Annotated in this window: 7 protein-coding genes; all 7 read right to left on the minus strand. The window is 42.1% G+C overall.

Annotated elements, in window-relative coordinates:
- Positions 1 to 115 precede the first annotated feature (115 nt).
- Positions 116 to 2,038 carry an EAL domain-containing protein gene (locus Q4591_RS16635; RefSeq protein ID WP_102439731.1) on the minus strand — a complete coding sequence of 641 codons (1,923 nt, stop codon included), beginning with the start codon at positions 2,036 to 2,038 and terminating at the stop codon, positions 116 to 118.
- A 5-nt stretch (positions 2,039 to 2,043) separates the two neighbouring features.
- Positions 2,044 to 2,682 carry a transglutaminase-like cysteine peptidase gene (locus Q4591_RS16640; protein WP_303461980.1) on the minus strand — a complete coding sequence of 213 codons (639 nt, stop codon included), beginning with the start codon at positions 2,680 to 2,682 and terminating at the stop codon, positions 2,044 to 2,046.
- 99 nt (positions 2,683 to 2,781) lie between these two features.
- Positions 2,782 to 3,378, minus strand: a complete 597-nt coding sequence (locus Q4591_RS16645; protein ID WP_102439735.1) for an OmpA family protein — start codon at positions 3,376 to 3,378, stop codon at positions 2,782 to 2,784.
- Positions 3,378 to 4,799, minus strand: coding sequence for a TolC family outer membrane protein (locus Q4591_RS16650; protein WP_102439729.1), 1,422 nt, complete (start codon positions 4,797 to 4,799; stop codon positions 3,378 to 3,380). Before Q4591_RS16650 ends, Q4591_RS16645 begins: the two co-directional genes overlap by 1 nt.
- Before the next feature lie 25 nt (positions 4,800 to 4,824).
- A complete protein-coding gene (locus Q4591_RS16655; protein ID WP_102439728.1) occupies positions 4,825 to 6,207 on the minus strand; it encodes an HlyD family type I secretion periplasmic adaptor subunit in 1,383 nt (460 codons plus the stop codon).
- Positions 6,207 to 8,381: a type I secretion system permease/ATPase gene (locus Q4591_RS16660; RefSeq protein ID WP_102519698.1), complete on the minus strand. Its 2,175-nt coding sequence runs from the start codon at positions 8,379 to 8,381 to the stop codon at positions 6,207 to 6,209. Before Q4591_RS16660 ends, Q4591_RS16655 begins: the two co-directional genes overlap by 1 nt.
- Before the next feature lie 90 nt (positions 8,382 to 8,471).
- A partial coding sequence (locus Q4591_RS16665) for an Ig-like domain-containing protein (protein ID WP_303461978.1) occupies positions 8,472 to 13,315 on the minus strand: 4,844 nt, incomplete at its 5' end.

Genomic DNA, 13,315 nt, shown 5'->3' on the forward strand with positions numbered 1-13,315 from the left:
TGGTACGTTTAGTTAGCATCGCTGGGTTTGTTATACATTAATGCAGGTTACAGATAATAAAAAACCACATTTGCATGTGGTTTTTTGGGTATGAATTACCTTATTGGCTGATAAATTAAATGTTGATGGAAACCGGCGGTGAAATAAAGCCTTGGTAAGCATCAAGTCGCATGGAGGCAAAACGTTCTAACTGTGTTTGCTGCTGTATTCCGGTGACTATGACTTGAATATCTAAGCCTTTGGCCACATTCGATAAGGCTCTACATAGCTCAATATTGTGTTGGTCATCTTCCATATAGGCAAAGGATTGATCCAGTTTGACATAACTTGGGCGCAGGCTTTGTAAATAGGCCATTGAACCAAATTGACGGCCGAAATGATCAATACCAAATGTTGCCCCGTTATCACGAATAATATGGCATAACTTTTCACAGTTTTCTAAATCACTATAAACACTGGCTTCAGGTATATCAAAACAGATCCTTTCAGGGAAATTGCAATGACGTAAAAACTGCTGCAACCAAGTGTGAAAATGAATATCACTAATACTTTGAAAGGTGAGGTTAATAGCGAGTGGCTCATAATTTCGCTCTAAAAGTCGGTTTTCTACCACAGTTTCAATTAAACATTGATCCAGCAAGGTGCCTAATGACAATAACTCAACATAAGGCATAAATTGACCTGCGTGTTGCAATTTGTCGTCGACGGTAAGTTGGCAGTAAACTTCCCGCTGGCATACCTCTTTTTTGCGATTGAGCAAAATAGGCTGCCATCTGAACTGGAATTTTTTATTTCGAATCGCATCGGTGAGATTAGTGCGCCATTGCTCACGGCTAAATAATTGTTGTTCGTCGGTTTCAAACCAATGAAACACTTTATTGTCTTTTAGTGACTGCTGCAGTGCATTGTCAGCTTGGGCTAAAATATCACTGACGGTCATTTGACCAATGCGCTCTGCAACACCAATCGCAAAGCCTTCGTTGGGCTTACAACCTGCTTTTGATATTTCCTTATTAAGGGTTCTGAGTAAGGTTTGTAAGTATTTAGTTAGCTGTTCATGTTCAACATCGGCGATCAAAAAAGCAAATTCATAGGCGGCAATACGGCCAATAACAGAAGGTGCTACCTCATCTAAATGGTGCTGCAGCTTTTGTGACAGCAATTTAATGGTTTCATCACGTACTTGATAACCATATTTACTGTGCACTGTTTCTAACCAGTCAAATTTGGCTAAGAATATTGCTCCACTGCTAGGCTCTGCTAACCAGCCATTAATTCGACTGACCATATATTGTCGATTTGGCAGCCCTGAAACCTGATCGACGAGGTTTTTCTTACGTAGGGCTGAGACTTCTTCATCCAGTGAGTTAAATACCTGTTTAAGTTGTGCCGACATGCTATTAAATGCACTTACTAACTCTTGCAGCTCTTTAGTTTTAGGCATTGGCATATCAGGTCCAAACTGCTGATTAGCCACTTTTTTTGCATGAATTGAAAGGTCGTGTAACGGTTTTAAAATAAAGCCTAAGCCAAAGCGAGCGCAGACGATAGCCAATAAAAATAGAATGGAAAAAATGATAATGGTATTAGAAATAATCCGCCACAGTTCATGGTAGCCAAACCCAGGGTGAGCGGTAATTTCTATTTTAGCTAATTGCAGCCAGCCTGAGGTTAAGACAGTCTCTTTGGTGATGCTTTTAAATAGCTCAAGGTCAATAAACCACTGCGGTACACCGTCGATTCTGATGGCGTTATTCCACACTTGTTGCTTACCATCAACCAGCCAAGTGAGTTTAATTTGCTGGTAATAACCGCCTTCAAATATCACATTGACTAGGGTTTCTGCGCCAACATCATCACCATTTTCAAGGGCAGGGACGAGCATAATACCAAGGGAATGACTGGCATTATTTAAATCTGATTCCATCTGCTTACTCAAGAAACTTTGGGTCTCAGTAAACTGCACGTAACCTAAGCTGATCACCACCAGTAAAAATAAACCAAAAAGTAACGCATAGATTTGACGAAAGAGGGTCATCTTGGTCACTGCTCCATTTTTTGTTTGGGTTGACGCAAGCGGTCGATACCCAATCTAAGTTTTAAATCATTCCATTTTTCAAGACGTGACGAGGAGCCAGCAAGCACACCTCGGCCTTTTTCTTTGTTGAGCCATAACTGTTTACCATTAAAACTATAAACAGGTATTAAATCATTTCTCATTGTCGCGGGTTTTATTATCGGGTCTAGATTGTCTAAAACCAGTGGTACCGCGCCTGGTGTTTCATAGTAAGCTAGCACCATGTGGTACTGGTTTACTGTTTTGGCTTTTACCATGGTAATTCTGAGTTTATCTTCAGGTATACCAACTTGGAGTAAGGTAAAGTATTTAGCGATAGAAAAATCTTCGCAATCACCAGCATTGACCCCAATAAACTCCATCGGAGAAGCCCAATAATTAGACTCGCCCCATAAGGCTTTATCGTCAACAAACTTAAATAAGTTAAAGAAACGGTTAACCTTTTCTAGCCTGGCAAGCTCATCAAGTTGCGGTGCTTCATTGATGATTTTGAACCAAGCTGTGGCGCGTTTTCCAGCTCTTTCACCGTAATGATCAGTTAAAGCATTAATGGTTTTTTTTGCATCAATTTGCGCTGGTGGCGCGGCAAAAAGCCCCGATACCATCAAAGCAGATGCTAGCAGTGAATAATGACAACATTGTTTTATACGTTCTAACCTCGAACGGCCATTATCAGGCAACTGTTAGCACCTCAATGACAATTTTTACTGATCAACAGTATAAATGTGCCACTTCATATCTGTTTTTGAATCATCGCCAGTCACTTCAGCAATAACCCGGCGGTTAGCCTCATTAGCCTCGGCTGAGTCAGATTCATCAATAGGTCTATCGTAGCTATAGCCAATGGCATTGAGCCTTGACGGATTAATAGCAAAAGTGTCAGCTAATATTTGGGTAACGTTTTGTGCTCTGGCTTGAGATAAGTGTAGATTATGCTCATAGCTACCGGTTTTACTGCAATGGCCTTCAATGGTGACATTGGTGCTAGGGTACAGCTTCATTAATTGCGCAATTTGTTCAATTTGCTGATAAAAGCGTGGGTTAATGTCTGCTGAGTCATTTTCAAACAGAATGTGTAACTCCTGGCGCTCATTAATTTTGCTTACGGTGGCGCAGCCATAATTGTCGATATCAGCACCAATGACCGTTTCTAAGCAGCGCTCACGGGCCATAATCACACCGTCATTATCATTATCATTAAGATCAAACTCTTGTTGCGTGGCCGTATCCATAGTGACAATGTCTCGCATCGAACAGCCAGTCGCTAAGCTTATTACAAGTAGCAAAAACAAATATTTCATCATCTTACTCCACCTTCATAATCACGTTCACCTTGCCAAATATCTGGACGTGTGACCCGCAACGAGTCAAGCAATCTACCCGTTGCATTTAGCAGCCGATATTTTGCCGCCGTTTCGTCAAACTCAGTTTGCAGGTAATCTTTACGGGCTTGAAACAGCTCATTTTCAGTATCGAGTAAATCCAGCAAGCTACGTTGGCCTAAATTAAACTGTTGAGAATAAGCTACTTGGGTATCTTTAGAGGCAATCACATGGTCGCGAATATAGCGTTTTTGCGGTGCTAGCATCTCATAAGCATTCCAAGATAAATGCACCCCTTCAATAACTTGGCGATGTGCCCGTTGACGAATTTCTTTGGCCTCATTGATTTTGTAAGCAGCTTCCTTTTCCCGTGCGAGATCTTTACCACCTGAGAAAAGGTTGTATTTAACTCGTACCATGCCGACTAAATCGTTATTATGGCCGCCGACATTAGGGTTGAGAGCACTGCCAGTGCCGTAACCATCTTCACCATCTACATCATTATTCCAATTACCATTTAATTCTAATGAGAACTTTGGATAGTAATTTGACTGCGCTGATTTTCGTTCTTTATCTGCGGCGTTAATATCGCTATTGGCAGATTTAAGGATCGGATGATTTTCTTGGGCCATCAGCACGCTTTCAGCGATATTATCAGGCATCAAATCCATATCTGGCACTGGTGCAACTAAGTTATCAGGTTCTTTTTCGACAATACGAATATACTGTGCTTTCGCATCTAATAGGTTATTTTTAGCTGCCATAACATTAGCGTTAGCACGAGCTAATCGACCTGATATTTGCGATAAATCAGCAATGGAGCCTAAGCCTGATTCGGTGCGCTGCTTAATTTGGTCGTATATTTCTTCATGACTTCGGAGGTTTTTTTCCGATAACACTAATAGCTGCTCAGCTTTAATGTAATTGGTGTAAACCTTACTTACTTCTAAAGCGATATCTTCAGCAGCGGCAAATAATGCCCACTGTTCAGCACTGGCTTCAAATGAGTAGCGATCAACTTCACTGCTGGTATAGAAGCCGTCAAATAACATCTGTTTGATGCTAAAACCTGCTTCACCACGTTCGAGCTCCATAACGCCATCATCTAAATTATCGTTACCAGGCTGGCTTTTACGTCGGGTTGAGGGGCTGTCCGTTTGCTCCCAACCATAGGCGCCGGTTAAATCAACTGTTGGCATATAACCTGCCACAGCTTGATTAACTTGCTCCTCACGGGCTTTAAAGCGATTAAAGGCAATACGCAACTCTGGATTAGTATCCAAAGTATGGGCGACAGCTTGTTCTAACGATTGCGCGTTTAGAGTAGGTACTGCAAAAAATGCAGACATTGCCAATGCCAAAATACTTAACTTACGACACTGGGTTATATTCAATTTCATGTAAAAAACCCTCCAGGTTTTTTGTTTAATTCTCTCGAAGTGCAGTTTCTTTAGCCCTTAAAATAGGGTTTAAAATATACTCAAGGATTGTTCTTTGTCCGGTTATTACGTCTACTGAGGTAAGCATTCCCGGAATAATTGGCATCTGTGTGCCATCTTTTTTTATCAAATTTGATTCTTTGGTTCGTACTCGGATGGTATAAAAGCTGTTGCCTTCTTCATCTAAACTGGTATCGGCACTAATGTGCTCTACGGTGCCTTTGAGGCCGCCGTAGCGGGTAAAGTCATAAGCGGTCACTTTGACGATTGCGGGTAATCCTGGGTGTAAAAATGCAATATCTTGTGGGGTTATCTTAGTCTCAATCAGTAGCTGATCTTCTGATGGCACAATTTCAATAATCTCTTCACCTGGTTGTACCACACCCCCTAAGGTATTCATATGTAAGGTTTTAATGGTGCCGTTAACGGGTGAGGTAATAATGGCTTTGCTGATCTTATCGAACGCGCCTATTTGCGCTTGGTTCATCCTAGATAGCTTAGTTTGCATTTCATTTAATTGGGCGCGTAAATCAGCAGCGTAAACAAATACCGCCTCACGGCGTTTAAGGATAGCTTCATCCATAGTGGCTTTTAATTTAGGCCGCAGTAGACGTAAGGTTTTAAGCTCACCTTGAATGTCATTAACAGTACGTTCAAGTTTTAATAGCTCAACTTCTGGAACGATACCTTTTTGTGCTAGGGGTTTAGTGAGTTCTAATTCCCGTGAAATCAGCTGATAGCTTTTGGTTAGGGTGATAATTTTAGAGCTTAACTCTTCAGTTTCTTGTTGGCGCTGCTGAATTTGGCGCACCAAAATTTCTAACTGATTGCTGAGATTATCTAAACGGCCGCTGTATTCAGCTTGTTGGTTTTTAACTAAGTTAGGCTCATCATTGATAATCTCATCAGGAAAAACTAATGGCTGCTTCGTGATTTTAACTTGCTCGCGCCAGTTTGAAGACATGTCAGAAATAACAATACTATCTAGCTCGGTTCGCAGGCGGATCACATTAGTTTGTAAGCTATAAACCTCTTGTTCTTGTTGAGCAAAATCTGAGCGGAAGCGAATGTCATCAATTTTGACTAATGGCTGACCTTTGGTGACTATCATGCCTTCTTGGACATAGATTTCTTGTAGTACGCCACCATCCAAACTATCAATGAGTTGCACTTGGGAAGAGGGGATAACTTTGCCCATTCCTGAAGTTACCTGATCTAATTCAGAAAAATAGGCCCAAATAAAGAAGCAGATAAACATGGCCGCAATTGACCAAATGATTAGGTGATGACCACGTGGTGACTCGGTCATCATGGCACCATAAACATCATCGACCATGTCTAAATCATGGTTAGAGAGCTTGTTAGTCATTAACTGCGCCCTCCTGCAAGTAAGCCATTATTGAGTTTTTCAAGCACGCGATCTTTGGGGCCATCGGCAACAATATGGCCCTTATCAAGTACGATAATGCGATCAACTAAACGTAATAAGTGCATCTTATGGGTGATCAGTAATAAAGTGCGGTCTTTACTGACATGCTCCATTGAGCGAATAAACTGTTTTTCAGCGCGAGCATCTAAACTGGCTGTTGGTTCATCCATTAATAAGATGGGCGGATCATTTAAGGTTGCTCTTGCTAATGCAACGGTTTGACGTTGCCCTCGGCTTAATGACAAGCCGCCTTCACCTACTTGCTGATCTAAACCTTCAGACTCAAGGTTAGTAAACATACTGACCCCAGAAAGCTGCACTGCACGAATAAGTTGATGCTCTGTCACCTGACGGGTGCCAAAAAGAATATTATCTTTAATAGAACCATGAAAAAGGGTCACATCTTGGGGCAAATAGCCGAAATTTTTACGTAAATCACTGGGGTGAATTTGACCCGCATCTAAGCCATCGTAACGCAGGCTGCCTTGAGTGGGTTTATACAAGCCAACTAACAGTTTTGCTAAGGTACTTTTGCCTGAGCCATTACGGCCGATAATAGCAATACGCTCACCGGGTTTTATGTGGACGGAAAGCGGATGTAGCACAGGTCTTTCGGCTTCAGGAAAGCTGAAAGCGATGTTGTCAGCATCAATTTTACCTTGTAAGCGCTGTTTGCTAACCAAATGGCCTTTGTTTTCAAACTCTTCTTCTTGGTTCATTACCTCGTCAAGTTGGCGTAGCGAGCTTGCTGTTTGGTTGCCTCGAGTAATTAGCCCTGCAAGTTGCGCCATCGGTGAGATCGCGCGGCTTGAAAGCATCACCGCTGCGATAATGCCGCCCATTGAGATAGCATTATCAGCCACCCGATACACCCCAAGGATCACCACGCAGACGACGGTAAGCTGCACAATAAAGTTAGCCACATTACTGACGGCATTAGTGAGTTTTTTAGATTTAAGCTGCCAGTTAGCGGTGTGGCCTATCATCTGCTGCCAACTTTTTTGTACTAGGCCTTCTGCGCCATTAGCTTTAATGGACTCTAATGCCGTTAAGCTTTCAATCAAATGGCCGTGCTTGAGGCTTGAAAAGCGGTTACTTTCTTCAATTGCGGCCTTAAGTTTTGGTTGGATGTAGAACGTAAAGCCGATAATGATAATCCCCCCAAGAACTGGGATAACCGCTAGGTCACCGGCAACAATATAAATAATGGTGACAAACAGTAGGGCGAACGGAAGGTCCACTAAGGTGGTGATGGTTGCAGAGGTTAAAATTTCTCGAATACTGTCAAATTCACTTAATTGCCTTGCCATGCCGCCCACGCTAGGGGAGCGTTTTGATAGTGGAATCCCAATTGCTTTGGCAAATAATTTTGAAGAAACAATGATATCGACTTTTTTACCTGCAACATCAATTAAGTAGCTGCGTAACTGACGTAAAATAAGATCAAATAAATAGGCAATCCCTGCGCCAATGGCGAGTACCCATAATGACTCAAAGGCTAAATTCGGTACCACTTTATCGTATACATTCATGATGAATAATGGTGATACCAATGCGAATAAGTTAACTAGCACAGATGCAATCAGGGCATCTCGATAGATGGGTGCTGAGTCTTTAATGCTTTGTAGTAACCAGTGAGTACTATTATCGTGAATGTGAACATCAAAGCTGTTATCGCCACGAAACTCTTGTTTAACTAAAAATAGATAACCCACATAAAGGGTTTCTAGTTCTTCAATGGTGAGAACTTCTTCTCCACCGGTTTCGGGTAATTGAATGGTTGCTTTGTCAGCATCGATATCAAGGCTATGTAATATGCAGGCTTTTTTATCTTTAAGCAGTAAAATACAAGGCAGTAAAATAGCTGATATTTGATTAAGATCTTTACGGGTTAATTTAGCTGACAAACCACCACGCGAGGCAGCTTGCGGTAGTAAATCTGGAGTGATGTTAGCGCCAGTTAATGGTAAGCCTGCCGCAAGTGAGTCACTTGAGCATGGCGAACCAAAATGTTCAGTCATTAAGACTAAGCAATCAAGTAATGGATCAACAGTGGTCCGTTGGGACGCTGAAATAGTCCACTGTTCTTGATTGTTTGATGCAGTTGCTGGCACCTAATGCTTATCCTTTAGAATTATTGTTATAAAAGTAACTACCTTGTTAGCGCCGTTATGATACAACGTGACGCCAACAAAGTGTTGTATTTATGGAATAATATTTTCATCACTTTGTATCTGGAATATGCCTGTAGCTTGATTACTCGCTACGGCAGCACTTTCATCTGCAGCAGAGTCAATAATTAACGCCCCATCTGCTAACAGACCACTAATAACAACACCCTCATCAGTGGTGCCATAATTGCTATTATCAGATAAATCTACCCCATCGAGTACAATGACTTGATCAACACTATTGTTGTCATCGGCATCTATGGTGATCGTGGTATTACCATCAGCAAAAGAGATGCTTAAGAAGTCTGTTAGGGTGTCAGTATCTTCCCCTTGCAATAAGTCACTCAAATCTAATTTGTCAGCGTTGATGTCAAAACCACTAATGGTGTCGGTGCCAATATCATTAGCTGACCAGGTGTAAGTATCATCACCTTCGCCGCCAATGAGTAAATCATCACCTAAACCACCGATTAACAGGTCATCGCCTTCACCGCCAATGAGCAAGTCGTTACCACTGCCACCGATTAGTACATCGTCGCCAGCGCCGCCATCTAGGCTGCTATTAGAGGCATTTGCCATGATGATATCGTTTTCATGGGTGCCTGTAAGAGTGGTTGAGTTTTGATAATCAACTGTTACTTGTGCACTGTCAGTAGCGCCATTACCCTCGAGGGTATAGTTAAAGTTATCGCCATCATTGGCAGCATTTACAGTAACGACGCCATTGGATAAGCTCGCGCCACCGTCAACGGAGGTTATAGCCGCAGAAATTGGCGTTGCGTCTCCATGGGTTAGATAGGCAGTATCAATACTGAGTGTTGAACCATCAGCCTGATTAGTAATGATATTATTTACGTTTGCATCAAGTCCGGCATAGTAATCAAGTTCAATAACCAAAGAGAGTGAATTGCTATCTCCGTCATTATCAAGGACTTCAATGTCTATGTTTTCTTGTTGATTGAGGATATTTTCATCAACATCAATGAAGTAGTTATATACGCCTGTTTCAAAATCTATGGTAAATGTGCCGCCAAAACTTGTGGTGAGTACTTGCTCAGGATTAGCAGGGTCATAATTGTAGGTGGCACCCCCTAAGGTGATGCTATCAACACGGCCGCCATCGGCGCCGATTAATACGCCAGTGGTGCTATCTCCCGTTATGATGCCTAAGTCTCCAACAATCGTACTGTTATCGAAATAGTTAAGAATGGTAGTAGTAAGGTCGTCTGCGTCGTCTACGACAATGGCATATTCTTCATTACCATTTATTTCAGGGTAAGCAATAGGCAGCAGCTCATCTAAGCTGGCATTGCCAATACCGATTCCGAAAGAAATATCATAATTATCTTGAACGTAAGTTTGCCATTCAGTTTGTTGGTCCGTATCTACTTCTCGCCCAGATGATGGTACACCGTCAGAGATAAAGTAAACAAAGTTTTGATCGGCGCCAGTGGGTAAATCTCCACTATCCATAACAGTATTAATGGCTGCTGCGTAGTTAGTACCGCCATTTGCGACTAAGCTGTTTAAGTAATTAATCGCGCCATCAATATCATCCAGTAACCAACCAGAGTTTGAGGTCCCGCTTGAATAAGTAATGATTTGTAAATTGACATTACCTGTTTGATCAACTTCTTTAATCAGTGCGGTGAGTGACTCAACTGCAGTTTCAAGATAGCTTTTACCATTGCCCGCCGGATTGCCCATACTGCCAGAAACATCGAGCACAAAGGTTAAATTGGTGGTAACAGGTGCTGAAACTGTTTGAAGGTTTTGGGTTATATCATTAGCAATAGGAATATCATCAACAATGGTTATTTCAAGATTAGCGTCACTGGTAACACCACTGCGATTCTCGATAATATAATTAAAGTTTTCGAGTAAATCAGTGCCTGTGTTGTTGGTATTATTAAGTTCATATTGATAATCACCTGCACGTATACCCACTGCATCTTCGGTATAGACAGTTAATGTGCCATTAGTGGTATTGATTGTAATGATGCCATCGGATGGGCTCTGGCCTTCAATGCTGGCAATGATAGTCGAAGCACTAACGCCAGAGTCATTGTCGAATAAATTACCCGTAGCAATATGAGAATTACTGCCTTCCTCTGTACCTTGAACCAGCCCTGCTTCTGAAACGGTTTGACTGTCAGCTGTTGCAATTGGAGTAGAGTCTTGGTTTACCGTTAATGTCGCTTCAGAAGTATCTCCGTCAATATCTTCGAGAATGTAACTGAATTCTTCGCTGATAGGCACGCCGTCACCTGCGGATGACACGGATAAATTATTTAAACCATAACGGCCATCAGCAGACGTTAAAACGATAAATTGGAATGCGGTATTACTAATGATGTTGATACTATTGTCGGTCGTACTTCCGGTGGCGACAATGGTAGTTCCATCGGCAGCATAAGCGGTCCAAGTAGCCTCGTCATTATTACCTACATTGGTTAATCCAATCGTCGCTTCAGTAAAGTTGCTGCCGCTGCCTAAATCAATAACCAAGGCCTCAGAGTTGTTAATTAAACTACCACCTACACCTATACGGCTTCCATTGTCACTAATATTCGTGCCGGGATCGCCCAAGTTGTTTAAATCTAGATTGTTAACATTATCGATGCCAGTTAGTGAAATGCCATTATTGAGGGTTAAATCACTTAAACTAAAGCTTTCAACAATTGAGTCAGTTTGGGTTGACTCATAGGTATAGCTACCGTCTTGGTTGGCAATCAAAATACCCTTGTCGGTTAAGATAGTGATATTGCCATCAGGATCAAAATTGGAGTAGGTCGTGCCTTGGAAATTGAAACTTATAATTGAGGCAGCATCAGCACCAAGTTGATCTATTCCACTGCCATCAGTACCAGCACCAGTGATGACATTGCCATAGGCTGTGCCACCAAAACCAATACTATCAACATCATCAAGTGCAATTGGCGCTGTATCAACAACATCAATATTTATCGCTGTCCAGCTTGAATTGCCTGTGCCATCAGTGACTTGATAATAGAAAGTATCGACAATAACATCGCCAGAGTTATGTACTAAGCTAGGCGCTTGGTAGCTGTAGGTGCCATCAGCATTGATGGTAATCGTTCCACCTAATGTGGTTGTGAATGAGGCGCCCGCTTCGGTAGCGTCAATCTTACTTGTATCAGATGCATCAGGCGCAAAACCACTGATGGTTAAAGTCTCATTTTCAGCATCGGTATCATTGTTCACTAAATCATTGGTTGTAAATGTGAGTAACTCACTTTCTGACGTTGAGAATGAATCGCTACCTGATACAGGGTTATTATTAATCCCCACGATATTAATGGTAACGGTTGCAGTATCTACGGCACCATATTGATCGGTAATCGTGTATGTGAAAGTATCGGTATCCAATTCTCCCGCAGTTAACGAATCAAAAGCACCGTTGACATCATAGCTGTAAGTACCATCAGCATTGATAGTGACGATAGCACCACTGGTTAACGTGATTGCTTGTCCATATGTGTAGCTCGAACCATTGACATGACTAATACTGAAGCTATGACCTTGGGCATCAGTATCATTAGCAAATAAACCTTCTGTGATATCACTAATGGTTAATATCTGATCCTCTTGAACAACATAAGCATCAACCAGTGCAGGCCCTGTGACAGTGACAGAGTCTAAGTAGTAGTCTGAGGAGTCAGTGAGATCTGGCCCTCCATTTACTTCACTAATAGTTGGTGCAGCTTCAAATACCAGCTGGTCAAATACAAGGTTGCCAGTATTAATTGTAAATGTGCCGGTTGTGCCACTAGTTGTTGAAAAGGTTTCGGTTGCGACCAATTGACCATTGTAATAAGCGTACCAAGTACCTTGCTCACCGCTATTTTCATCAGCAAACATTCTAGAAACACTAAAGGTTGCTTCATTAACTAGGCCATTGAAATCAATGACAATCGCTTCTGATGTTCCTGATGCAGAATCATACTCAATCTGACTTGTAATTTGGTCTGTGGATCTTGGAGACCCATCCACACCTAATTGATTAGTGCCATCATTATAAGTCAGTGTTCCGGTGCTGCCGTCAGCATTTCTGGCGCTAATCACAAAGTCTGCTTCGCCATCAGCATTTGTAGGACTTACCCAACCGTTGGATGAGTCAGCAGTGGTTGAAAAAGTGGTCCCTACAGCATCATCGACAGCATCGACAGTGTTTAAATCGATAGTCACAATTGCAGTATCACTTAAACTACCATCAGAGGTTTTCACTGTTAAATTAAATTGAGAAGACTGCTCAGAATTAATCTGGTTAGTGTCATTTACTGAGATTACACCAGTATTTTGATCAATGATAAATGCACTATTCTCACTGGTTAAGCTTTCTGAACCATTAGATAAAACAAAGGTATAGGTCAGTGAATCACCATCGATATCAGTGTCGTTAGATGTTGTCGCTTCATCAACATCATAAATCACAGTGCCATTTGCAACAGATTCATTGATTTGAGTTTGATAATTGTTAATCACAGGGGCATCGTTCACTTCGCCCACATTGATGGTGAGCAGGCCGATGTCGCTGAGACTGCCGTCAGAGACGGTGTATTCGACGGTATCGACGCCAGTAAAGTTCAGTGGCGGTGTATAGGTGTAACTGCCATCGGCGGCGATAACAATGGTGCCGCCCTGGGTCGTGGTAAAGGTGCCCGCGGTGACGGTCAGATCATCGCCATCGACATCTAAATCATTGGCATCTAATTCTATTGTTGAGGTGAAGGCGGTGTCTTCTGTGACGTTGATTTCATCATCGACCGCGATAGGGCCGTCATTAGCGCCCACAATAGTAATGGTCACATCATGACTTGCAGTGCCATCGGCAGAGGTCACAGTAATCGTACGAG

It is taken from the genome of Shewanella sp. 3_MG-2023 (genome assembly GCF_030548765.1).
Taxonomy (GTDB): domain Bacteria; phylum Pseudomonadota; class Gammaproteobacteria; order Enterobacterales; family Shewanellaceae; genus Shewanella.